The sequence below is a fragment of the Helicobacter pylori genome, assembly GCF_014496965.1.
In the GTDB taxonomy this organism is placed as follows: domain Bacteria; phylum Campylobacterota; class Campylobacteria; order Campylobacterales; family Helicobacteraceae; genus Helicobacter; species Helicobacter pylori_CZ.
On the sequence record NZ_JACTCR010000013.1, the window covers coordinates 25,192 to 49,208 of the forward strand.

The 24,017-nt window shown below is 38.5% G+C and carries 26 protein-coding genes and 1 pseudogene; 26 read left to right on the plus strand and 1 reads right to left on the minus strand.

Features of this window, described 5'->3' with window-relative positions:
• Window positions 1-23: 23 nt before the first annotated feature.
• The 26 genes and pseudogenes from H7O61_RS05510 to H7O61_RS05630 all read left to right on the plus strand — a co-directional run bounded on the left by H7O61_RS05510 (window position 24) and on the right by H7O61_RS05630 (window position 23,771).
• Window positions 24-896, plus strand: a complete 873-nt coding sequence (locus tag H7O61_RS05510; RefSeq protein ID WP_187875387.1) for a class 1 fructose-bisphosphatase — start codon at window positions 24-26, stop codon at window positions 894-896.
• The gene (locus H7O61_RS05515) at window positions 896-1,099 is read left to right on the plus strand and encodes a hypothetical protein (RefSeq protein ID WP_001900028.1); all 204 of its coding nucleotides are present in this window, start codon (window positions 896-898) and stop codon (window positions 1,097-1,099) included. The genes H7O61_RS05510 and H7O61_RS05515 overlap by 1 nt, the downstream gene beginning before the upstream one ends.
• Window positions 1,100-1,111: 12 nt before the next feature.
• Window positions 1,112-2,008 (plus strand): SAM-dependent methyltransferase, encoded by an 897-nt coding sequence (locus tag H7O61_RS05520; RefSeq protein ID WP_187875388.1) that lies wholly within the window; start codon window positions 1,112-1,114, stop codon window positions 2,006-2,008.
• Window positions 2,001-2,732 carry a type II restriction endonuclease gene (locus H7O61_RS05525; RefSeq protein ID WP_187875389.1) on the plus strand — a complete coding sequence of 244 codons (732 nt, stop codon included), beginning with the start codon at window positions 2,001-2,003 and terminating at the stop codon, window positions 2,730-2,732. Before H7O61_RS05520 ends, H7O61_RS05525 begins: the two co-directional genes overlap by 8 nt.
• Window positions 2,733-2,895: 163 nt before the next feature.
• Window positions 2,896-3,537, plus strand: coding sequence for a copper response regulator transcription factor CrdR (gene crdR, locus H7O61_RS05530; RefSeq protein ID WP_187875390.1), 642 nt, complete (start codon window positions 2,896-2,898; stop codon window positions 3,535-3,537).
• Window positions 3,503-4,705, plus strand: a complete 1,203-nt coding sequence (gene crdS / locus H7O61_RS05535) for a copper-sensing histidine kinase CrdS (RefSeq protein WP_187875408.1) — start codon at window positions 3,503-3,505, stop codon at window positions 4,703-4,705. Before crdR ends, crdS begins: the two co-directional genes overlap by 35 nt.
• A gap of 2 nt (window positions 4,706-4,707) precedes the next feature.
• Window positions 4,708-6,102 (plus strand): NAD(P)H-hydrate dehydratase, encoded by a 1,395-nt coding sequence (locus tag H7O61_RS05540; protein ID WP_187875391.1) that lies wholly within the window; start codon window positions 4,708-4,710, stop codon window positions 6,100-6,102.
• A gap of 10 nt (window positions 6,103-6,112) precedes the next feature.
• Window positions 6,113-7,588 carry a replicative DNA helicase gene (locus H7O61_RS05545; protein WP_187875392.1) on the plus strand — a complete coding sequence of 492 codons (1,476 nt, stop codon included), beginning with the start codon at window positions 6,113-6,115 and terminating at the stop codon, window positions 7,586-7,588.
• Window positions 7,585-8,898, plus strand: a complete 1,314-nt coding sequence (locus H7O61_RS05550) for a ComEC/Rec2 family competence protein (RefSeq protein WP_187875393.1) — start codon at window positions 7,585-7,587, stop codon at window positions 8,896-8,898. Before H7O61_RS05545 ends, H7O61_RS05550 begins: the two co-directional genes overlap by 4 nt.
• 70 nt (window positions 8,899-8,968) lie before the next feature.
• Window positions 8,969-9,811 (plus strand): menaquinone biosynthesis prenyltransferase MqnP, encoded by an 843-nt coding sequence (gene mqnP, locus H7O61_RS05555; RefSeq protein ID WP_231623800.1) that lies wholly within the window; start codon window positions 8,969-8,971, stop codon window positions 9,809-9,811.
• On the plus strand, window positions 9,804-10,298 hold the full coding sequence (locus H7O61_RS05560; RefSeq protein ID WP_187875395.1) for a hypothetical protein: 495 nt from the start codon (window positions 9,804-9,806) through the stop codon (window positions 10,296-10,298). Before mqnP ends, H7O61_RS05560 begins: the two co-directional genes overlap by 8 nt.
• A gap of 12 nt (window positions 10,299-10,310) precedes the next feature.
• Complete coding sequence (locus tag H7O61_RS05565; RefSeq protein ID WP_000953120.1) at window positions 10,311-10,817, plus strand: DUF6115 domain-containing protein; 507 nt, start codon at window positions 10,311-10,313, stop codon at window positions 10,815-10,817.
• Window positions 10,811-11,614 (plus strand): phosphatidylserine decarboxylase, encoded by an 804-nt coding sequence (locus H7O61_RS05570; protein WP_021173514.1) that lies wholly within the window; start codon window positions 10,811-10,813, stop codon window positions 11,612-11,614. The genes H7O61_RS05565 and H7O61_RS05570 overlap by 7 nt, the downstream gene beginning before the upstream one ends.
• Window positions 11,604-12,614, plus strand: coding sequence for a quinolinate synthase NadA (gene nadA, locus H7O61_RS05575; protein WP_187875396.1), 1,011 nt, complete (start codon window positions 11,604-11,606; stop codon window positions 12,612-12,614). The genes H7O61_RS05570 and nadA overlap by 11 nt, the downstream gene beginning before the upstream one ends.
• Complete coding sequence (gene nadC / locus H7O61_RS05580; protein ID WP_187875397.1) at window positions 12,614-13,435, plus strand: carboxylating nicotinate-nucleotide diphosphorylase; 822 nt, start codon at window positions 12,614-12,616, stop codon at window positions 13,433-13,435. Before nadA ends, nadC begins: the two co-directional genes overlap by 1 nt.
• Before the next feature lie 206 nt (window positions 13,436-13,641).
• Window positions 13,642-14,721: a DNA-methyltransferase gene (locus tag H7O61_RS05585; RefSeq protein WP_187875398.1), complete on the plus strand. Its 1,080-nt coding sequence runs from the start codon at window positions 13,642-13,644 to the stop codon at window positions 14,719-14,721.
• On the plus strand, window positions 14,721-15,593 hold the full coding sequence (locus H7O61_RS05590) for an HpyAIV family type II restriction enzyme (RefSeq protein WP_187875399.1): 873 nt from the start codon (window positions 14,721-14,723) through the stop codon (window positions 15,591-15,593). Before H7O61_RS05585 ends, H7O61_RS05590 begins: the two co-directional genes overlap by 1 nt.
• Window positions 15,583-15,708 (plus strand): annotated as a pseudogene (locus H7O61_RS07895) (DNA methyltransferase); the annotation flags it as partial. The gene H7O61_RS05590 and the pseudogene H7O61_RS07895, both read left to right, overlap by 11 nt.
• Window positions 15,709-15,817: 109 nt before the next feature.
• The gene (locus tag H7O61_RS05595) at window positions 15,818-17,182 is read left to right on the plus strand and encodes a S41 family peptidase (RefSeq protein WP_187875400.1); all 1,365 of its coding nucleotides are present in this window, start codon (window positions 15,818-15,820) and stop codon (window positions 17,180-17,182) included.
• 6 nt (window positions 17,183-17,188) lie between these two features.
• Window positions 17,189-18,352, plus strand: coding sequence for an SH3 domain-containing protein (locus tag H7O61_RS05600; RefSeq protein WP_187875401.1), 1,164 nt, complete (start codon window positions 17,189-17,191; stop codon window positions 18,350-18,352).
• Window positions 18,339-19,061 (plus strand): 1-acyl-sn-glycerol-3-phosphate acyltransferase, encoded by a 723-nt coding sequence (locus tag H7O61_RS05605; RefSeq protein WP_187875402.1) that lies wholly within the window; start codon window positions 18,339-18,341, stop codon window positions 19,059-19,061. The genes H7O61_RS05600 and H7O61_RS05605 overlap by 14 nt, the downstream gene beginning before the upstream one ends.
• On the plus strand, window positions 19,058-19,759 hold the full coding sequence (ung, locus tag H7O61_RS05610; protein WP_187875403.1) for a uracil-DNA glycosylase: 702 nt from the start codon (window positions 19,058-19,060) through the stop codon (window positions 19,757-19,759). Before H7O61_RS05605 ends, ung begins: the two co-directional genes overlap by 4 nt.
• Window positions 19,760-19,847: 88 nt before the next feature.
• Window positions 19,848-20,840: a type I glyceraldehyde-3-phosphate dehydrogenase gene (gene gap, locus H7O61_RS05615; protein ID WP_187875404.1), complete on the plus strand. Its 993-nt coding sequence runs from the start codon at window positions 19,848-19,850 to the stop codon at window positions 20,838-20,840.
• Window positions 20,841-20,855: 15 nt separating this feature from the next.
• Window positions 20,856-22,064, plus strand: a complete 1,209-nt coding sequence (locus tag H7O61_RS05620; protein ID WP_187875405.1) for a phosphoglycerate kinase — start codon at window positions 20,856-20,858, stop codon at window positions 22,062-22,064.
• Between the two features lie 15 nt (window positions 22,065-22,079).
• Entirely contained in the window at window positions 22,080-23,036 is a 957-nt protein-coding gene (gene corA / locus H7O61_RS05625) for a magnesium/cobalt transporter CorA (protein WP_000248507.1), read from the plus strand.
• A gap of 6 nt (window positions 23,037-23,042) precedes the next feature.
• Window positions 23,043-23,771 (plus strand): TerC family protein, encoded by a 729-nt coding sequence (locus H7O61_RS05630; RefSeq protein WP_187875406.1) that lies wholly within the window; start codon window positions 23,043-23,045, stop codon window positions 23,769-23,771.
• A 140-nt stretch (window positions 23,772-23,911) separates the two neighbouring features.
• On the opposite strand, the gene H7O61_RS05635 is transcribed toward H7O61_RS05630, so the two are convergent.
• Window positions 23,912-24,017 (minus strand): outer membrane beta-barrel protein (locus H7O61_RS05635; protein WP_120966095.1); only part of this gene is annotated, 106 nt, incomplete at its 5' end.

The window sequence follows — 24,017 nt, forward strand, 5'->3', positions numbered from 1 at the left end:
AATCAAATCATAAAAGGGTTTTTATGGATTACAAACATTTTAAAGGCAAGCATGCAAACATCGTTATAGAAATCATCAGTCTTTTAGAAAAAGGGGTTAAAAAAGCCCAAGAAATTTTAGAAAAGCCGGACGCTGGGAGTTACACTAAATTAGAAAACAGCAGCGGGGATACGCCTATTAAAGCGGATTTAGCTCTAGATAAATTTTTAGAAGAAAATTTTTTGAGTTTAGAAAACATCAAAAGCGTTTTTAGCGAAGAAAAAGAAACGCCTGTTACTAAAGAAAACGGCTCTTATTTGATCGCTTATGACCCCCTAGACGGGAGTTCAGTCATGGAGGCGAATTTCTTAGTAGGCACGATTATAGGGGTTTATGAAAAGGATTATAAGGCGCAAAATTTAGTTGCAAGCCTTTATGTGGTTTTTGGGCATAAAATAGAATTGGTGGTGGCTTTAGAAGAAGTTTATCGTTACGCTTTTTATCAAAACAAGTTTCATTTTATAGAAACCATCGTTTTAGAAAATAAGGGTAAAATCGTCGCTAGCGGAGGCAATCAAAAGGATTTTTCTTTGGGCTTAAAAAAGGCTTTAGAAGGGTTTTTTGCAGAAAATTACCGCTTGCGATATTCAGGATCCATGGTGGCTGATGTCCATCATGTGCTCATCAAAAAAGGCGGAATGTTTTCCTACCCGCAAAAGAAATTGCGCAAGCTTTTTGAAGTCTTTCCTTTAGCCTTGATCATTGAAAAAGCTAAAGGGGAAGCGTTTTATTTTGATAAGGGGGTTAAAAAGCGTTTGCTAGAGCAAAGCGTAGAAAGCTACCATGAAAAAAGCGAATGCTATTTAGCTAGCCCGCATGAAGCTCAGATTTTAGAAAAATATTTAAAGGGAGAATGATGCAAAATAGCGCTAAAAAATTAGAATATGAAGAGCGTTTTAATGACGCTCTTTTGAAATTACAAGCATGCCAAGAAGAAAAGCAAGTAGCGAGTTGCTTGAAATGCGAGAAGGTTTTAAAATGCGAGATCCGCAACAGCTATGTGGATGCGGCTTATGAGAGCATGAGTTTAGGCGAAGCGGGCGGGTTTGATTTCAATTAAAATGGGATTAAAATGGCTAGTAATGCTACCTTGCAAAAGAATTTAGACGCTTTTTACACCCACCCCAAAATCGCGCGATTTTGTTTGGATTTATTAAAAAATCTCATCAATCAAAATCTAGGGCTAGACTTAAACGCATTCCATTTTTTAGAGCCAAGTGCAGGGAGTGGGAGCTTTGTTGATGCATTAAAAGAGTTAGGGATTGCTGATTGGGACGCCTTTGATATTGCCCCTAAAGCTCAAGGCATTCAAAAAAAAGATTATTTGTTGGAATTGATTGAGTTTAACCAAAAGCGTGTCATTGTTGGCAACCCTCCTTTTGGGTATAGAGGGAAATTAGCCCTAGATTTTTTAAACAAATCTTTAAACGAAGTGCCTATTGTAGCGTTTATTTTGCCCAATTTATTCAAACGCTATTCTATTCAAAAACACATTGATAAGCGTGCAAAATTGGTTTTAAACGCTGATTTAGAGAAGAACGCTTTTATTTTTAATGAACGGCCCTATGATGTGAAATGCGTTTTTCAAATCTATATGCATAAAAATATCGCCCTAAATCTTAAAGACGAGCGCATCATTGCTCCCCCAAAAATCCGCCATAGTGACTTTATTACTTACATTCATAACAACACACCACACACCCTAAAATATTTCAACAAAGAAAAATACCAATGGGATTTTGCGGTGGTGAGACAAGGCTTTTATGATTACAACGAAAAGATCACCAATGCAAATTTACTGATTAAAAACCGACAATATTTTTTCATCAAAGCCCATTCTAAAGAAGCTTTAAGGATTATCCATAAAATTGATTTTAACAAACTCGCTCATAAAAACACGCAAGTTTTAGGGTTTTCTACTTATGATTTTGTGGAAGAATATTGCAAATTAAAGGAAATGCATGCTTGAAAAAGTGTTCCAAGAAATTACCAATAAAAGAAAGTTTTTTGCAAGTTCTAGCACAGGGGAGCAGTTTGAAAACCAATTTAGGAATGAATTAAAAAAACACTTTAGCGAAATCAATGGCGATTTAACAGAAGAATTAAGCCATATTGAAGAAAAGCCTAATAAAGAAATCAAAACCGCTTTTAACCAACTCAAAAAGCAAGTTTTAGAAAAAAACCACCCACACACCCTTAAAAACCCTTTTTCAAACCTTACAAGCCATTTTTTATACCAGCCTTTTGGCTCACAAAATTACCCTGATTTTTTGGTTTTTATTTTTGATCATGTGGTGGGGATTGAAATCAAGTTTTCTAAAAACGATAAGGGTGAAAAAAATCTTCAAACTTCTCGCTCCATGTGGAATTCAAACCTGCCTAAACCCAATGCGATTTATGTGTATGGAGTCGCTAATGCAGACATCACTTTTTTTAAAGGCTCAGATATTTTGAGTTATGAAACTAGAGAAGTCTTACTCAAGTATTTTGATACTTTAGATAAAGATGAAGAAAGTTTGAAAAACGCCTTAAAGGATTTAGAAAACCCTTTTGGGTTTGCCCCCTACATCAGAAAAGCTTATGAGCATAAAAAGGAATTTTCTAACCACCACCAGATTGAAAGCTTCTTTTCGCATAATCACATTTTAAGAGAGCAGAATGTCTTGGAATTTTTGAAAACACTCACTCATTAGCATATTTGCACCCATTTATCTATTTCTTGTAAAACACGAGTTTATTTTTAGTGCAAAGAAATTGATGATCAGTCTCATAAACAAAATTAAATAAAGAAAGTTAAAAGGTTTTTCATAACCGCTTTTAGTATAAAGGCTATAGAATTAGCGCTACAATACCCCCATGCAAAAAAAGATTTTTTTACTAGAAGACGATTACCTTTTAAGCGAGAGCGTTAAGGAGTTTTTAGAGCATTTGGGCTATGAAGTGTTTTGCGCTTTTAACGGGAAAGAAGCTTATGAAAGGCTCTCGGTTGAGCGTTTTAACCTCTTGCTTTTAGACGTGCAAGTGCCTGAAATGAATAGCTTGGAATTGTTTAAGCGCATCAAAAACGATTTTTTAATCTCTGCACCTGTGATTTTTATTACCGCCTTACAGGATAACGCTACCTTAAAAAACGCTTTTAATTTAGGAGCGAGCGATTATTTGAAAAAGCCTTTTGATTTAGACGAATTAGAAGCGCGCATTAAAAGGTTTTTCAATGATGAACCCATAGAAATCATGCCTAACATTTTTTATTACCAACACTCTTTGAATATTAAAGGAAAAAAGGAAATCCTACCACCCAAAACCGCCCAACTTTTAGAATACTTTTTAGAGCATAAGGGGCAAATCATTAGCTCTCAAGCGTTAGAAAATAATTTATGGGAGCAAGCTATTGATGATTCTACCTTACGCACTTACATTAAAGTGTTGCGCAAGCTTTTAGGTAAAAATTGCATAGAAACGCATAAGGGGGTGGGCTATCGCTTTAACCCATTATGAAAAAAAATCCCTTAAACTCTTTTTAGGGACTTATTTGGGCTCTTCGTTTGTGTTAATGCTAGTGATTAGCGTTTTAGCGTTTAACTATGAAAAAAACGAAAAAATCAAAATGATACGCATGGACATGGACAAAATGGCTTCTAAGATCGCTAGCGAAGTGGTTGCCTTACACATGCAAACGCATGGGGATTACCACAACGCTTTAAACGCTCTCATTTCACGTTATAAAGACGCTTCCATAGCCCTTTTTGATAGTAAAAAGCGTGTTTTGTATTCTAATATCCCTGAAAGCGCGGATCTGATTAAAAACCATAAAGAAGCGGGCTTTTTTAGTTTTAGGGGAGAGTATTACTTGTTTAGCGATGAAACTTTCGCCCATTTAGGCGTGGCTAAAATGCTTTTTAAAAATTCTAAACCCCTTCATTTTTCTTCTTTGTATCGTAATATTGTTTTAGTGTTTGTTATAGCGTTTTTATGCGTGATAGGGGTTTGTGTGTTTTTGGGGCGTTTGTTTTTAAAGCCTATTAGGAATGAAATCACCCGTATTGATCATTTTTTAAAAAACACCACGCATGAATTGAACACCCCCATGAGCGCTTTAGTCTTGTCTTTAAAAACCTTAGAAGACAGCCAACAACACCGCCGCATTAAAATCGCTATCCAGCGCATGAGTTTTTTATACCGCTCGCTCTCTTATTTGGTGATGCAAGATATTGAGCGCGAATCCTTTGTGCTTTTAGATTTAAAAGCCCTAATCACCAAAGAAAACACGCTTTTTAGCGAGATGATAGACTACCACAAGCTGGAATTTAAAAGCGATTTAGTGGGAGTGGAATTGAAGGCTAAAGAGCAGGATTTCCTTTCGCTTTATAGCAATTTGCTCATGAATGCGATCAAATACAGCATCACGCATGGGTATATCCACATAGAGCTAACGCGCGAGTTTTTGAAAGTGAAAAATTTAGGGTATGAAATCCCTAAAGACAAGATTAAAGAATTAAGCGTTCGTTATGCGCGTTTCAATTCTAGCGTGTTGGGTTATGGTATAGGGTTAGATTTAGTGAAAAAAGTGTGCGAAAAGTATAAAATGCGTTTAGAAATTCATAGCGAACCCTCTTTAAAAGGATCGTTTTACGAAAATTCGTTCTGTATTCATTTTCAAGGATAAAGATGCTTTCAGTGTATGAAAAAGTGGATGCCCTAGACAAAAGGGCGATTGAAGAATTGTTTTTAAGCGAAGACATTTTAATGGAAAACGCCGCTATGGCTTTAGAAAGGGCGGTTTTACAAAACGCTTCTTTAGGCGCTAAGGTCATTATCCTTTGTGGGAGTGGGGACAATGGGGGCGATGGCTATGCGTTAGCTAGGCGTTTAATGGGGCGTTTTAGAGTGCTGGTCTTTGAAATGAAACGAGCCAAAAGCCCCATGTGCCAATTGCAAAAAGAAAGGGCTAAAAAAGTGGGGGTAGTCATCAAAACATGGGAAGAAAAGAATGAAGATTTAGAATGCGATGTGTTAATAGATTGCGTGATAGGGAGTAACTTTAAGGGCGAATTAGAGCCGTTTTTAAACTTTGAGAGCCTTTCTCAAAAAGCGCGCTTTAAAATCGCTTGCGACATTCCTAGCGGGATCGATTCTAAAGGCAGGGTGGATAAGAGGGCGTTTAAAGCGGACATGACTATCAGCATGGGCGCTATCAAGTCATGCTTACTAAGCGATAGGGCTAAAGACTATATAGGGGAATTGAAAGTGGGGCATTTGGGGGTTTTTAATCAAATTTATGAGATCCCAACGGACACTTTTTTACTAGAAAAAAGCGATCTCAAACTGCCCTTAAGGGATAGAAAAAACGCTCATAAGGGCGATTACGGGCATGCGCATGTGCTTTTAGGCAAGCATAGTGGGGCGGGGTTATTGAGCGCTTTAAGCGCGTTAAGTTTTGGATCTGGGGTGGTGAGCGTTCAAGCGTTAGAATGCGAGATAACTTCTAATAACAAGCCTTTAGAATTGGTTTTTTGCGAAAATTTCCCTAAAAAACTCAGCGCGTTCGCTCTTGGCATGGGTTTAGAGGGTTTGCCAAAGGATTTTAACAAGTGGCTTGGATTAGCCCCATGCGTTTTAGATGCGGGCGTTTTTTATCATAAAGAGGTATTGCAAGCCTTAGAAAAAGAAGCGATTTTAACCCCTCACCCTAAAGAGTTTTTATCGTTGTTAAAATTAGTGGGGATCAATATAAGCATGCTAGAATTGTTAGACAATAAGCTAGAAATCGCAAGGGATTTTTCTCAAAGATACCCCAAGGTGGTTTTACTTTTAAAAGGGGCTAATACCCTAATCGCTCATCAAGGGCGGGTTTTTATCAACAATTTAGGGAGCGTGGCTTTGGCTAAAGCTGGGAGTGGCGATGTGTTAGCGGGGCTGATTGTAAGCTTGCTTGCTCAAAACTACACGCCTTTAGACGCCGCCATTAACGCAAGTTTGGCGCATGCCCTAGCGGGTTTAGAATTTAAGAATCATTACGCTTTAACGCCCCTAGATTTGATAGAAAAGATCAAACGATTGTAAAAGGATAAGAATGGATCATTTAAAGCATTTGCAGCATTTACAACAATTGCAAAACATTGAAAGGATCGTGCTTTCGGGTATTGTGTTGGCCAATCATAAGATTGAAGAGATCCACAGCGTTTTAGAGCCTAGCGACTTTTACTACCCGCCCCATGGCTTGTTTTTTGAAATCGCTTTAAAACTGCATGAAGAAGATTGCCCCATTGATGAGAATTTTATCCGCCAAAAAATGCCCAAAGACAAGCAAATCAGCGAAGATGATCTAGTCGCTATTTTTGCGGCAAGCCCCATAGACAATATTGAAGCCTATGTGGAAGAGATTAAAAACGCTTCCATTAAACGAAAGCTTTTCACTTTGGCTAACACCATTAGAGAGCAAGCCCTAGAAAGCGCACAAAAATCCAGCGATATTTTAAACGCTGTGGAGCGAGAAGTCTATGCGTTATTGAATGGCAGCACGATTGAGGGCTTTAGGGGTATTAAAGAAGTGCTTGAAAGCGCAATGAATCTCATTACAGAAAACCAAAGAAAAGGGAGTTTAAAAGTTACCGGTATACCGACTGGCTTTGTCCAATTGGATAATTATACGAGCGGTTTTAATCAAGGGAGTTTGGTCATTATAGGGGCAAGGCCGTCTATGGGTAAAACCAGTTTGATGATGAACATGGTCTTAGCTGCGCTCAATGACGATAGGGGGGTAGCGGTTTTTAGTTTGGAAATGTCCGCAGAGCAACTCGCCTTAAGGGCGCTATCGGATCTCACTTCTATTAACATGCATGATTTAGAGAGCGCAAGGCTTGATGATGATCAATGGGAAAATTTAGCCAAATGCTTTGATCACCTTTCGCAAAAAAAACTCTTTTTCTACGATAAAAGTTACGTGAGAATGGATCAAATCCGCTTGCAACTACGAAAGCTTAAATCCCAACACAAGGAATTGGGTATCGCTTTTATTGACTATTTGCAACTCATGTCAGGGAGTAAAGCCACTAAAGAGCGCCATGAGCAAATCGCTGAAATTTCAAGGGAGCTTAAAACTTTGGCTAGGGAATTAGAAATCCCTATCATAGCGTTAGTGCAACTCAACCGCAGCCTGGAAAACCGAGACGATAAACGGCCCATTCTTTCGGATATTAAAGACAGCGGGGGGATTGAACAAGACGCTGATATTGTTTTATTTTTATATAGAGGCTATATCTATCAAATGAGGGCTGAAGACAACAAAATAGACAAACTCAAAAAAGAAGGCAAAATTGAAGAGGCGCAAGAGTTGCATTTAAAAGTTAATGAAGAAAGGCGTATCCACAAGCAAAATGGCAGCATTGAAGAGGCTGAAATCATCGTGGCTAAAAACAGGAATGGGGCTACAGGAACGGTTTATACGCGTTTTAACGCTCCTTTCACGCGCTATGAAGACATGCCCATAGATTCCCATTTAGAAGAGGGGCAAGAAACTAAAGTGGATTATGATATAATTACAACTTGAAAGACAAAACTTTTCAGGGGGCGTTTGAACTTCTTTCAACCCCCAAAGAATACTTATGGTGTGGGGTGTTTTTAAGCCTTTTGTTGGCAATCAATCTTTATTTAGAATGCTTGAATTACCAAAAGCTTGATTTTTCAAAACCTACAAGCTTAAACGCTCAAATCTTGTTGCAATACCCCAAAACTAAAGATCAAAAAACCTATTTTGTCTTAAAACTCCAATCTAAGGGCATGATCTTTTACACCACCATTAAAGAGCCTTTAAAAAACCTCCAATACCGCCACGCGCAATTTTTTGGCAAGATCAAGCCTTGCTCGTTCTTAGAGTCTCTAAAATCATGCTTTTTTCAAACTTATTCTTTTTCTTTAACGCGAAAACACAATTTCAAATCGCATTTGCGCCATTTCATTGACAGCGCCCATTCCAACGCTTTGGTGGGCAATTTGTATCGAGCGCTCTTTATAGGGGATAGCTTGAATAAAGACTTAAGAGATAGGGCTAACGCGCTAGGGATCAACCACTTACTGGCCATTAGCGGGTTTCATTTAGGGATTTTGAGCATGAGCGTGTATTTTCTTTTCTCTCTTTTTTATACCCCCTTACAAAAACGCTATTTCCCTTACAGGAACGCTTTTTATGATATAGGGGCTTTGGTGTGGGTTTTTTTGCTGGGGTATTTATTGCTATTAGATTTTTTACCCTCTTTTTTCAGGGCGTTTTTAATGGGCTTATTAGGGTTTTTGGCATGCTTTTTTGGGGTAAGGCTTTTGAGTTTTAAACTTTTGATTTTAGCGTGCTGTATCGCAATAGCGTTACTCCCTAAATTGCTTTTTAGCGTGGGGTTTTTGCTTTCTGTTTGTGGGGTGTGGTATATCTTTTTGTTTTTAAAACACACTCAAATTTTTTTTAAAGATTCTTCTTTTTTGGTGCGATCGTTTCAAGCGATCGCTTTAAGCGTGTTAGTGTTTTTGAACATGCTCATTGTCGCGCATGCCTTTTTCCCTATGTTTTCGCCCTACCAGCTCTTTAGCATTCCTTTAGGCTTGATTTTTATCGTGTTTTTCCCTTTGAGTTTGTTCTTGCATGCGGTGGGTTTAGGGTCTTTGTTGGATAACGTTCTAAGCATGCCTTTAACCATCCCTACGATTTCAATCCCTTCGCCTTTATGGCTTTTGGGGGTGCATTTATTTTTAACGATTCTAAGTGCACGTTTTTTTAAAGTTTATTTAAGCATGAACGTTTTAAGCGCGGGCTTTTTCTTGTATTGTTGCTATCAATATATTATAATGCCTAGCTTAATTGTAGGTTAGAAAAGTCATTTTATTAGGGATCAAATAATTGCTTAAAAAAATCACGCACAAAATCAAAGCTTTAAGCGAGTTGGTCGCATTAGAGCATACGATATTTTCTAGCATGTTTTTACTCATGGCTATGGTCATAAGCTCCTATCAAAAAAATCAAACGCTCTTTTTTGGCTTAGAAACCTTAATCCTTTGTTTTTTGGCCTTATTAGGGGCGAGAAACTTCGCTATGGGGTTTAACCGCTTGGTGGATAGGGATATTGATAAGGATAACCCAAGGACGAAAAACCGCCCGAGCGTGGATGGCAGAATCAGCGTTAAAGGCATGGTCATTTTTAGCGTTTCAAACGCTCTTTTGTTCGTGGTGGTGAGCTATTTCATTAACCCTTTAGCTTTCAAGCTTTCGTTACCTTTTTTAATCATTTTAGGAGGGTATTCGTATTTCAAGCGCTTTTCTTCTTTGGCGCATTTTGTCGTGGGTTTGGCTTTGGGTTTGGCCCCCATTGCAGGAAGCGTGGCGGTTTTAGGAGCGATCCCTTTATGGAATGTCTTTTTGGCTTTAGGGGTGATGCTATGGGTGGCTGGGTTTGATTTGCTCTATTCTTTACAGGATATGGAGTTTGATAAAGAAAGGGGTTTGTTTTCTATTCCTAGCCAATTAGGGGAAAAATGGTGCTTGAATCTTTCAAGGCTCTCACACCTTGCAGCACTTGTGTGTTGGCTTTGTTTTGTGAAATGCTATCATGGGGGGCTTTTTGCGTATTTGGGATTAGGGGTTTCAGCCTTGATTTTACTCTATGAGCAGATTTTAGTCGCTAGAGATTATAAAAACATTCCTAAAGCCTTTTTTGTGAGTAATGGCTATTTGGGGGTGGTGTTTTTTATTTTTATCGTCCTTGATGTGGGGTTTAAGCATGCATGAGTTGGTTTTAAGATCCCAAGCTTTAGGGTTTGAAACGCGCTTAGTCCAGTGCGATTTGTCGTTCTCTTATGAAAGGTTTATCTCTAAAAGTAAACATTCTTTAGCGGTGTTAGAAGAATTTGATTGGTTAAATTCTGGCTTTGATTTTTCACGCTTGAATGTTGAAAATGACACTTTGGAATTGCTCAAAGCGCTGTATTTCAAGCTAGAAAAATTAGAAAGCTTGCTTTTAAAAGAAAATCTGCTTGAATTGGAGCAAAATAACCGCATCATCGCTTTAGGGCATGGGCTTATCTGCTTAAAAAAACAAAGCCTGATAGCGCCTCAAACTTACTATGGGCGTTGCGTGTTAGAGGGGAAAATCCTAGCCTTTTTTGGCGTGGCTAGGGATAAAGATTTTTTAGAAATCACGCGCATGCACGCTTTAGACATCAAGCGTTACGATTCTTTCATTGTCCATAGCGAAAGAAAAGGCTTAAAATTATGAACGGGAGCGGTAATGTTATCTTCTAATGATTTGTTTATGGTCGTTTTAGGGGCGATTTTATTGGTGTTGGTGTGCTTGGTGGGGTATTTGTATCTTAAAGAAAAAGAGTTTTACCATAAAATGAGGCGTTTAGAAAAAACCTTAGACGAATCCTATCAAGAAAATTATATTTATTCTAAGCGTTTGCAAGAATTAGAGGGGCGTTTGGAAGGCCTTTCTTTAGAAAAAAGCGCTAAAGAGGATAGCTCATTAAAAACGACCCTTTCACACCTTTATAGCCAGTTGCAAGAAATCCAAAAATCCATGGACAAAGAGCGCGATTATTTAGAAGAAAAAATCATTACTTTAGAAAACAAATTCAAAGACATGGGGCATTATGCCGCTAGCGATGAGATCAATGAAAAACAGGTTTTGAAAATGTATCAAGAGGGTTATAGCGTGGATTCTATCTCTAAAGAGTTTAAAGTGAGTAAGGGCGAGGTGGAATTTATATTGAACATGGCAGGGTTAAAATGGTAGCTTTAAGCAACGCTCTTTCAAGGGTTTTTGGCTCTGTGGCTGGCTATGAATTCCCTTCTTTTATCCAAAAAGGCATCAACGCCCTTTATGTTAAGATCTTTAAAATTGATTTGAGCGAGTTTGAGCCTTTGGAAAATTACAAGAGCTTGAACGCCCTTTTCACGCGCTCCTTAAAAAAAGAACGGCCCTTTGACAAAGCCCCTAATGTTTGCATTGCGCCTTGCGACGCTTTGATCACCGAATGCGCTTTTTTAGACAACGATACCGCCCTACAGATTAAAGGCATGCCCTATAAGGCGCATGAATTAGTGGGCGAAATCAACCCCTTAAGGCTTTCTTTTTTCTATGTGAATTTTTACCTTTCGCCCAAAGATTACCACCACTACCACGCCCCTTGCGATTTAGAAATTTTAGAGGCTCGTTATTTTGCGGGGAAATTACTACCGGTCAATAAACCCTCATTAAACAAAAACAACAATCTGTTTGTGGGCAATGAAAGGGTGGTGCTTGTTGCAAAAGACATTCAAGGCAATAGGTTGTATTTTGTAGCGGTGGGGGCGTTAAATGTGGGTAAAATGCGTTTCAATTTTGATAAGAATATCCAAACTAACGCTAAAGTCCGTTTCACGCAAACCTACTCTTATAACCCCCCCATTAAGGTTAAAAAGGGGGATAATTTAGGGAATTTTGAAATGGGCTCTACGATCGTTTTATTCATTCAAAACACCGCTTTTAAAGATTTGAAAGAAAAAAGCGTGAAGTTTGGGGAAAGTATAGGGGAATTTCATGCCAACTGATAACGATTTAAAAACTTCTATTGTGGAATTATTGAACGATTTAGACGCGCTTTTAGTGGCTCACTTTTATCAAAAAGATGAGATTGTAGAGTTAGCCCACCACACAGGCGATAGCTTGGAATTAGCCAAAATCGCAAGCCAAAGCGATAAAAACCTCATCGTGTTTTGCGGGGTGCATTTTATGGGGGAGAGCGTCAAAGCCCTAGCCTTTAACAAACAAGTGATCATGCCCAAACTCTCATGCTGTTCTATGGCGAGAATGATTGATAGCCACTACTACGATAGAAGCGTTCATTTATTAAAAGAATACGGCGTTAAAGAATTTTACCCTATCACTTATATCAATTCTAACGCTGAAGTGAAAGCCAAAGTCGCTAAAGATGGTGGCGTGGTTTGCACGAGCCGCAACGCTTCTAAGATCTTTAATCACGCTTTAAAACAAAATAAAAAAATCTTTTTCCTACCGGATAAATGCTTGGGGGAAAATCTAGCCCTAGAAAATGGCTTAAAAAGCGCGATTTTAGGCGCAAACAGCCAAGAAGAAATTAAAAACGCTGATGTGGTTTGTTATAACGGCTTTTGTTCGGTGCATCAGCTTTTCAAATTAGAAGACATTGAATTTTACCGCCAAAAATACCCGGATATTTTAATCGCTGTCCATCCAGAGTGCGAACCTAGCGTGGTTCAAAATGCTGATTTTAGCGGATCAACGAGTCAAATCATAGAATTTGTAGAAAAGTTAAGCCCCCATCAAAAAGTCGCCATAGGCACTGAAAGCAATTTGGTCAATCGCTTGAAAGCCAAGCGCAACCACCAAAACACTTTCATTCTTTCTAGCACGCTCGCCCTTTGCCCTACCATGAATGAAACGACTTTAAAAGATTTGTTTGAAGTCTTAAAGGCTTATAAAAACCACAGGGCTTTTAATATGATTGAATTAAAAGATGAGGTGGCGCGTTTGGCCAAACTCGCTTTAACTAAAATGATGGAGTTGTCCTAATGGAGATTAAAACCTTTTTAGAATGCGTTTTAAAAGAAGATTTAGGGCATGGGGATTTGTTTGAAAGGGTGTTAGAAAAAGATTTTAAAGCCACAGCCTTTGTTAGGGCTAAACAAGAGGGCGTGTTTTCAGGCGAAAAATACGCTTTAGAGTTGTTGGAAATGACTGGCATTGAATGCGTTCAAACGATTAAGGATAAAGAACGCTTCAAGCCTAAAGACACTTTAATGGAGATTAGGGGGGATTTTAGCATGCTTTTAAAGGTTGAGCGCACCCTTTTAAACCTTTTGCAACACAGCAGCGGGATCGCTACTTTAACGAGTCGTTTTGTAGAAGCTTTAAACTCCCATGAAGTGCGTTTGTTGGACACACGAAAAACCAGACCCCTTTTAAGGATCTTTGAAAAATATTCCGTGCTTAATGGGGGAGCGAGCAACCACCGCTTAGGGCTAGATGACGCTTTAATGCTTAAAGACACGCATTTAAAGCATGTCAAAGATCTCAAAAGTTTTTTAACGCATGCCAGAAAAAATTTGCCTTTCACGGCTAAAATTGAAATTGAATGCGAAAGCTTTGAAGAGGCCAAAAACGCCATGAATGCGGGAGCGGATATTGTGATGTGCGATAATTTGAGCGTTTTAGAGACTAAAGAAATTGCCACTTATAGAGATATGCATTATCCCTTTGTTTTATTGGAAGCGAGCGGGAATATTTCACTAGAGAGCATCAACGCTTACGCCAAAAGCGGCGTAGATGCCATTAGCGTAGGGGCTTTAATCCATCAAGCCACTTTTATTGACATGCACATGAAAATGGCTTAAAGACTTTAAAAAAGGGTTATTAGCATGCTAAAAGAATATTTAGAAAGCATTAAAGATCTTACGACTGAAAAAATATAAAAAATGCTAAAACCAAATAGGTCTTACCCGCATTCAGTTAGGATAGAGTCAGAGATCAAACATTAAGATAGCCTTAAAACGCTTGTGTTAAAATAATTAGAGTAGCAGATATAAAAGGTTAGTTAATAATGGATTTTTTAAAAGAAAACTTAAATACTATCATAGAGGGGGATTGTTTAGAAAAGTTGAAAGATTTTCCTAGCAGAAGCGTTGATTTTATCTTTGCTGACCCCCCATATTTTATGCAAACAGAGGGGGAATTGAAGCGTTTTGAAGGCACAAAATTTCAAGGCGTTGAGGATCATTGGGATAAATTTGGCTCTTTTAAGGAATACGATACCTTTTGTTTGGGTTGGCTAAAAGAATGCCAAAGGGTTTTAAAAGATAATGGCAGTATTTGTGTGATAGGGAGTTTTCAAAATATTTTTAGAATTGGTTTTCATTTGCAAAATTTAGGGTTTTGGATACTCAATGATATTATTTGGCACAAGAGTAATCCGGTGCCTAATTTTGCTGGCAAGAGACTATGCAACGCCCATGAAACGCTTATTTGGTGTGCTAAACACAAAAACAGCAAAGTTAGCTTTAATTATAAAACAATGAAGTATCTTAATAATGACAAACAAGAAAAATCGGTTTGGCAAATCCCTATTTGCATTGGTAGCGAAAGATTAAAAGACGCGCAAGGCAAGAAAGTGCATTCCACGCAAAAACCAGAAGCGCTTTTAAAAAAAATCATTTTAAGCGCGACTAAACCTAAAGATATTATTTTAGATCCCTTTTTTGGCACAGGCACAACGGGGGCTGTGGCTAAATCTATGAATAGGTATTTTATTGGCATTGAAAAAGATTCTTTTTATATCAAAGAAGCGGCAAAACGCCTGAATAACACTAGGGATAAAAGCGATTTTATCACTAATTTAGTTTTAGAAACTAAACCCCCAAAAATCCCTATGAGTCTTTTAATTTCTAGACAATTATTAAAAATTGGAGATTTTTTATACTCATCTAACAAAGAAAAAATTTGTCAAGTTTTAGAAAACGGACAAGTGAGGGATAATGAAAATTATGAAACTTCTATTCATAAGATGAGCGCTAAATATTTGAATAAAACCAACCATAATGGTTGGAAATTTTTTTATGCGTATTATCAAAATCAATTTTTATTGCTAGATGAATTGCGTTATATCTGCCAAAAGGAGTTTTAATGGATTATCAAACCTTTAACGAGATTTTTAATCGTTTTGTCTTTGGAACATCTAAAGCAAAATTACTTGAAAATATTGCTGAAAATCCTGAACGCTATTTGGGGATTTTTAGACCCACTAAGCCTAAAACAAAACTATTACAAAATTTATTGACTTCCCATGAGATTAAGTTTGGCGATGCGTTTGAATATTTAATAGAAGAGTATTTAAAAGAGCATAACTTTTCGCCTCTATCTAAAAAAATCCCTTATTACAATAAGGGTAAAGAAAAAATGGAATCTTTAGAATTAGATCAGTTTGCTAAAAAAGATAACACCTATTATTTTATAGAACAAAAAATGCGAGATGACCATGACAGCGCCAAAAAGAGAGGGCAAATAGATAACTTTAAAAGAAAATTAGAGGCTTTAATCCATCATTATGGCAAAAACATTCAAGGCTATTTTTACTTTATAGATGAGAGTTTGAATAAAAATCAAAATTATTATAAAGAAGAATTGCAAAAATTATCTGTTGGTTATGGCGTGCCTTTGAGCTTGTGTTATGGTAAGGAGTTGTTTGAAAATCTTAATATCTTGCAAGTTTGGGATGAGGTTTTAAACCATTTAGCGCGATGGCGTGAAACCTTACCTGATTTACCCAGTTTGAATTTTGATGAAAATCCTTCAGAGAGCTTTCAAGAAATCAAAGATTTAGCGCCAAGCATTTATAGAAAGCTTTTGGATAATGGTGAAATTTTCAATCTTGTGTTAATTTTATTCCCAGAACAAAAAGTTTTAAAAATGTTAGTAGAGCATTTTAGACAACAAAATAAAACAATCTATCAGCAATTAGCGTCAAAGTTAGCGCAAAAGTTATTGTCTTTGCGATAGAGGCTCTAAAGTAAGCCCCATTTCTAATCTTTTTGTAACGGGCATGCTTTGCGATTTGCATGTGAATGGATCGGGGAGTTACGCATTTTTATTATACCGATTAGGCTCAAAATGAGTGAATGAATGGGCATGTTATCTAAATTTTAGATAGAATAAACGCAAAAATTGAATAAAACCTTAAAGGTGATTCTTTCTAATCTCAAAAATGGGTGGTGCTATTAACAATGACAAAACGACTTTTTAAAGGGTTGTTAGCGATTTCTCTTGCGGTGAGTTTGCATGGTGGTGAAGTTAAGGAAAAAAAGCCGGTCAAGCCGGTCAAAGAAGATCCGCAAGAATTAGCGGCTAAAAGGGTGGAAGCGTTCAGTCGTTTCTCCAATGTGGTTACAGAAATTGAAAAAAAGTATGTGGATAAAATCAGTATTTCTGAGATCATGACTAAAGCGATTGAAGGCCTGCTCTCTAATTTGGACGCGCATTCAGCGTATTTGAATGAAAAGAAGTTTAAGGAATTTCAAGCCCAAACCGAGGGCGAATTTGGGGGGCTTGGAATCACGGTGGGCATGCGCGATGGCGTTTTGACCGTTATTGCTCCCTTAGAAGGCACTCCCGCTTACAAGGCTGGGGTTAAGTCAGGCGATAACATTTTAAAAATCAATAACGAAAGCACGCTGAGCATGAGCATTGATGATGCGATCAATCTCATGCGCGGCAAGCCAAAAACCCCTATTCAGATCACCATTGTGAGAAAAAACGAGCCAAAACCCTTGGTGTTTAACATCATTAGAGACATCATTAAACTCCCCTCTGTCTATGTGAAAAAGATTGAAAAAACCCCTTATCTGTATGTGAGAGTGAGTGGTTTTGACAAGAATGTTACCAAATCGGTTTTAGACGGCTTAAAAGCTAACCCTAAGGCTAAGGGGATCGTGTTGGATTTAAGGGGCAATCCTGGAGGGTTATTAAACCAGGCGGTAGGCTTGTCTAACCTCTTCATTAAAGAGGGGGTTTTAGTCTCTCAAAAAGGCAAAAATAAAGAAGAAAATTTAGAATACAAGGCTAATGGCAGAGCCCCTTATGCCAATTTGCCTGTTGCGGTGTTAGTCAATGGCGGTTCAGCGAGCGCGAGCGAGATCGTCGCAGGGGCACTGCAAGATCACAAACGAGCCGTGATTATCGGTGAAAAAACCTTTGGTAAGGGAAGCGTGCAAGTGTTACTCCCTGTCAATAAAGACGAAGCCATTAAAATCACGACCGCGCGCTACTATTTGCCGAGCGGGCGCACCATTCAAGCTAAGGGGATCACGCCTGATATTGTGATTTATCCGGGTAAAGCACCAGAAAATGAAAACAAATTCAGCTTGAAAGAAGCGGATTTAAAACACCATTTAGAGCAAGAGCTTAAAAAACTTGATGATAAAACCCCTAATTCCAAAGAGGCGGATAAAGACAAGAAAAACGAAGAGGAAAAAGAGGTTACTCCTAAAATGATCAACGATGATATTCAGCTAAAAATCGCTATTGACAGCTTGAAAACCTGGTCTATCGTGGATGAGAAAATGGATGAAAAAGCGCCTAAGAAGAAATAAAAACTCATGGGGTTTTTATTTGAAAAATCGTTAATGAGTTTTTGCACCCACTCAATCAAAATCATTAAAGTCGCTGGCTTGATTTTAAGCTTTTGGGTAAGCTTTTTGGTTGCTGAAAACACTTCTGAGTCAGAAGAAATCAAGGCTAAAGTGGCTTATGTGAAAATCCCCCAATTAGAAGATTTGGAAAATAATCCGGTTTATATCGGTCAAATTATAGGCGTAACTTATGATTTATTGCTGTTTGACGCTGAGTTTTTGGAAGCCAAAATCAAAGACGGGTTGGATAAAACCCAAATTGAGCTTTTAAACAAGATGCCTAAATGGAAAAAGGTGGAAAAAGAGCTTTTCAGAGCGACTTATTATTACAAGATTAAGGGCGTAAAAGCGATTATTCCGTCCTTAGAAGTGAGCGCATTTTCCAATAAAGACAAATACATCGATCATTCCATAGCCCCAAAAGTTGCTTTGCAAGTAACGGATTTATCCAAAAACCCTCGTTACGCGAATGTCATGGCCAAAGATTTACAAGTTGTGCAATACAAAACCAAAGATTATGACGATAAAAACAATATTTTGGTGATGGAAATAGCGTTCAAAGAAGCCACTTGGGAAGATTTTCACATCAAAGAAGCGATTAAACAGGGGTTTGATAATGCCTCTTTAAACCAGATCAAGGCTAAAGAAGGGAGCGTTTTTTATTATTGCGTGTTGCCTAAGACTATTCAAAACCTTTCTTTTGATTATTTCTCGCTTTCAAATAAGCAATTTAAAACCTTATCTTTTTCAGCCATTCCCACTCAAGACACTACCGGTATTCAAAGCGATCTTATTCCTAAAAACAATTTTTTAGTCTTTTCTAACGTGGCACTGCTCGCTTTGTGCGTGTTTTTCTTGGTGCTGTTCTTCATTTTTGGGCGCAAACTCATTTTTTTAGGGCTTGGGATTTTGTGCTTAGGGTTTGTTTTGTATCACCTTTTATTCACGCAAAAATCAGCCATTTTGCTCGCTCATAAAAAAATCCGCATTCTGCCCACGCAAAATTCCACCATTTTAGGGCTTTCTAAAAATGAAATGCCGATTAAAATCTTAGGTTCGCATGATGATTATTATAAAATCCTAACGCCGCATGAACAAATAGGATGGGTCAAAAAAGATGAAGTCAAATAAAAAGTCCAATCGTTTAAGAGCGATTTATAGGGCTTTAGTGATCGCTATAGGACTAGCTGTTATCATTGTTTTCAATTACTTTAACCGCAAAAACAATAACGCTCGTTCTAGCCGTAAAACTTGTGCATGTTTTTTCACGCTCACCGGGGTTCATTTAGAAAAAATAGGCGCTTTTGATACGGACGCTAAACTCATTGTCTTAAACCACCAAAGCTTACTAGACATTATTTACTTAGAAGCCTACCACCCCAGTAATATTTGCTGGATCGCTAAAAAAGAGCTAGGTGAAATCCCTTTTTATGGGCATGCCTTAACGGATACCGGAATGATTTTAATTGACAGAGAGGATAAAAAGGGGATTGTGAGCCTTTTGAAAGCGTGTAAAGAAAAGTTAGATCAAAACCGCCCTTTAGTGATTTTCCCTGAAGGCACTAGAGGCAAAGGGGGAGAAAAATTCCTCCCTTTCAAGCAAGGGGCTAAAATCATCGCCGAAAAATTCCAGCTCAAAATCCAGCCCATGGTGTTAATCAATTCCATTAAAATCTTTAATTCCAAGCCCCTAGAAGCCTATAAAGCGTGCACCCGTTTAGTCATGCTAGAAAGCTATACGCCTGATTTTAACTCGCCCACCTGGTATGAAGAATTACAAGAACGCATGCAAAAAGAGTATTTAAAACACTATCATGAATTAAACCCTAGCGAACCATGAAGCTTTTTGACTGCGCTCCTTTGAGTTTGGCTTGGCGGGAGTTTTTGCAAAGCGAATTTAAAAAGCCTTATTTTTTAGAAATAGAAAAACGCTACTTAGAGGCCCTAAAAAGCCCTAAAACCATTTTCCCTAGAAGCTCTAATCTGTTTTATGCGCTCAATCTAACGCCCCCTAGTGCGGTTAAAATCATCCTTTTAGGGCAAGACCCCTACCATTCCACCTACCTAGAAAATCAGCAAGAATTGCCGGTGGCGATGGGGTTGAGCTTTAGCGTGGAAAAAAACGCCCCCATTCCTCCAAGTTTAAGGAATATTTTTAAAGAATTGCATGCGAATTTGGGCGTGCCTATGCCTTGTTGTGGGGATTTGAGCGCATGGGCTAAAAGGGGCATGCTGTTATTGAACGCCATTTTAAGCGTGGAAAAAAACCAAGCCGCTTCGCACAAGCATATTGGTTGGGAAGCTTTTAGCGATAGGATACTGATGCGTCTTTTTGAAACGATCTCCCCTTTAATCGTGGTGTTATTAGGGAAAGTCGCCCAAAAAAAGATCGCGCTAATCCCTAAAAACAAACACATCATCATCACAGCCCCTCACCCTAGCCCATTATCTAGGGGGTTTTTAGGGAGTGGGGTTTTTACAAGCGTTCAAAAAACTTATAGAGAGGTTTATCATAAGGATTTTGATTTCAGTTTGTGATTGATGCTTAATGAGGCAGAACCCCTTAAGAATGCCTTGATTTAAAAGCATTTGTGATAAAATATCAATTTTTAAATAAAGGGAAAACATGCCAATTAGAATCGCTATCAATGGGACCGGGCGCATCGGTTTGTGCGCTATAAGAGTCGCCAGCCAAAGAAAAGACGTAGAAATCGTAGCCATCAATTCTACCGCTGAATTAGAAACTCTTTTGCATTTGATACGCCATGATAGCGTGCATGGGCATTTTGAAGCCAAATTAAACGCTAATAGAACCTTAAATATCGGGCATAGTAAAAATATTTTAGTGTTGAGCGAGCGAGACATTAACAAGCTTGATTTTTCTGTCGCTAACGCAGAAATCATCATAGAATGCACCGGGAAATTCAATTCCCTAGAAGCTTCAAGCGCTCATCTTAAAAACAGCGTGAAAAAAGTCATCATCTCCGCTCCTGCGCAAAACGCCCCCACCTTTGTCTATGGGGTGAATCATAAAAATTACCATAACGAAAGCGTGATTTCTAACGCCTCTTGCACGACTAACGCTACCGCTCCCTTACTCAAAATCTTAGATGAAGCCTTTAAAGTAGAAAACGCGCTTTTAACCACCATCCACAGCTACACTAACGATCAAAACCTTTTAGACACCAAGCACAAAGACATCCGCCGCGCTAGAGCGGCTGGTTTAAACCTTATCCCCACAAGCACCGGCGTGAGCAAAGCCATTTCGCTAGTCTTACCGCATTTAGGCCCTAAGATTACAGGCCTTGCGATTAGAGTGCCTACCCCTAATGTGAGCTTAGTGGATCTATCTTTGAGCTTTAAAAAAGTTGTGAGCAAAGCAAGCGTTCAGCATGCGCTTAAAGACGCTTGTAAGCATGCCTTTAAAGGGGTTGTGAGCATTGATGAAGAAAGGCTTGTTTCAAGCGATTTTATTTCTTCGCCTTTTAGCGCGATCGTGATTGATGATCAAATCATGACAATAGGCGAAAAAAATGCTAAAGTATTGGCATGGTATGATAATGAAATGGGTTATAGCGAGCGCTTGATAGACATGGCGCAATATATAGCGCAAAATTAAAAGAAAGGATTTTTCATGTTAGCTAAAATGTCGTTTATGCAAAACGTTAAAAACATTCAAGAAGTGGAAGTGAGCCATAAAAGGGTGCTTATTAGGGTGGATTTTAATGTGCCTTTAGATGAAAATTTGAATATCACTGATGATACGCGTATCAGAGAGAGCTTGCCCACCATCCAATTTTGTATTGACAACAAGGCTAAGGATATTATTTTAGTGAGCCACTTGGGCCGCCCTAAAGGGGTTGAAGAAAAATTAAGTTTAAAGCCTTTTTTAAAACGCCTTGAAAGACTCTTAAATCATGAAGTGGTTTTTTCTCAAAATATCGTGCAACTCAAGCAAGCCCTAAACGAAAACGCGCCCACAAGGATTTTTCTTTTAGAAAATATCCGCTTTTTAAAAGGCGAAGAAGAAAATGATGAAAATCTGGCTAAAGATTTAGCGAGCTTGTGCGATGTGTTTGTGAATGACGCTTTTGGCACGAGCCACAGAAAGCATGCCAGCACTTATGGCACCGCCAAATTCGCTCCCATAAAAGTGAGCGGGTTTTTACTCAAAAAAGAAATTGATTCGTTTTATCAAGCGTTTAACCACCCTTTACGCCCTTTATTGTTGATTGTGGGGGGGGCTAAGGTCAGCTCCAAACTCACTTTATTAAAAAACATTTTAGATCTCATAGACAAGCTCATCATTGCCGGGGCGATGAGCAACACCTTCTTAAAAGCCTTGGGCTATGATGTGCAGGATTCTTCTGTGGAAGACGCCCTAATCAATGACGCCCTAGAATTATTAAAAAGCGCGAAAGAAAAAAAAGTCAAAGTCTATTTACCTATAGACGCTGTTACCACTGATGACATTCTCAACCCCAAACACATCAAAATTTCACCCGTCCAAGACATTGAGCCTAAACACAAGATCGCTGATATAGGGCCTGCGAGCCTGAAATTATTTTCTGAAGTCATAGAGAGTGCGCCCACCATTTTATGGAATGGCCCCTTAGGCGTGCATGAAAAGCAAGAATTCGCTAGAGGCACAACCTTTTTAGCCCACAAAATCGCTGACACTTACGCTTTCTCGCTCGTTGGTGGGGGCGACACCATTGATGCGATCAATCGCGCGGGCGAAAAGGATAACATGAGCTTTATCTCTACCGGTGGGGGGGCGAGCTTGGAATTATTAGAGGGCAAAATTTTACCTTGTTTTGAGGTTTTGGATAAACGTCATTAACTCTAAGGATCGCTTATGGTGAACGTGTTTTTCAAGCAGCAAAAATTTGTCATTAAAAAACGCTTTAATGACTTTAATGGTTTTGACATAGAGGAAAATGAAGTGTTGTGGTTTGAGTTAATCAACCCCACGCCCAATGAATTAGCCACTCTAAGCCAAGAATACGCTATCCACTACAACACGGATCATTCCCAACGAGTCTCATCAGTAACCAAATACTGGGAAGACAGCTCCAGCGTTACGATCAACGCTTTTTTCACCAACCAGGATGAAAATGAGACTTTCCACACGGAAATGGCGACCTTTATTTTGTCTAATAACATTCTTTTCACGATCTATTACGGGACTTTAGAAATCTTTGATTCTATCCAAAAAAAGGTTTTGGCTAGCCCTAAAAAATTTGAAGACGGGTTTGATATTCTAACCAAAATCTTTGAAGTGTATTTTGAAAAAGGGGTAGAATGCCTAGAGTGGATCAACAAACAAACGAGCCTGTTGCGTAAAAACATCATTTTTAAAGAAACTTCTACGCATGATGATATTTTAGTGCGCTTGTCCAATTTGCAAGAATTTAATGTGGCTTTAAGGGATTCCTTTTTTGACAAACGGCGCATTATCACCGCTTTATTAAGGAGCAATAAAGTGGATAGCGATACTAAAAATAATTTAAATATCATTCTAACCGATTTTAGCTCGTTAGTGGAGTCTACGACGGTCAATCTCAACTCGCTTGATAACATTCAAAACCTGTTCGCTTCTCAAGTGAATGTGGAGCAAAATAAAATCATCAAGCTCTTCACTGTGGCGACCATGGCGATGATGCCCCCCACTTTGATCGGCACGATTTATGGCATGAATTTTAAATTCATGCCGGAGTTAGAATGGCAGTATGGGTATCTTTTCGCGCTGATTATCATGGCGATTTCTACGATCCTCCCGGTGATTTATTTCAAAAAGAAAGGCTGGTTGTAGCCTTTCATGGAATTTTTATCCTCACTCTTAGACGCTCTTTCTACACCGCATGGCATAGTCTCCTTGGCTACGCTCACGCTTTTAGAGATCGTTCTAGGGATTGATAATATCATTTTTATCACGGTGATGGTTTATAAACTCCCCAAACACCAGCAAAATAAGGCCATGATTTTAGGCTTGGGATTAGCCATGATCGCTCGTATAGGGCTTTTAGGGAGTTTGTTTTTCATCAGCCATTTGCAAAAATCTTTATTCGCTATAGCGGACATGAGCTTTTCATGGCGTGATGTGGTGCTGCTTTTAGGGGGGGCGTTTTTGGCTTTTAAGGCGTTAGTGGAACTAAAAGAGCAGATTTACCCTAAAGAAAAACGCCAAGAAAAAGCGTTTGGCTTTTCCATCACCTTAATAGAAATCATGTTTTTAGACATTGTCTTTTCTTTAGACTCCGTGATCACGGCTATTGGGATCGCTAAACACCTAGAAGTCATGGCGCTTGCTATTATTTTATCTGTAATCGTGATGATGTTTTTTTCCAAAATCGTTGGCGATTTTATTGAAAGGCATTATCGCATCAAAACTTTAGCCTTTGTTTTTTTGCTCGTTGTGGGCGTGTTTTTGTTTTTAGAAGGCTTGCATTTGCATGTTGATAAAAATTATTTGTATGCGGGTATTGGTTTTGCCTTGCTCATAGAATGCTTGAACATTTTCATAGAAAAGAAAATGAAAAAAAGCTAGGTCTTTTAAGATTGAATGAATGGTTTATAAAAGGTTTTTGTGCTTTTTTTAAGTGCCGGTAACTAAATTTTAATCAAAACTCATAAGCGCATAGGGGCATTTCGCAATGAAGCCCCCTTTTTAAAGAGGGTTTGCGCCACCTAGTAAGCAAACACATAATTGAGGAAAAGGCTATACATCCTTCGGTATTCTAGTTTAGCGCCCATGAAAGAATAGTAGCTTGTGTTGATTGTGGGGATTTTAAAG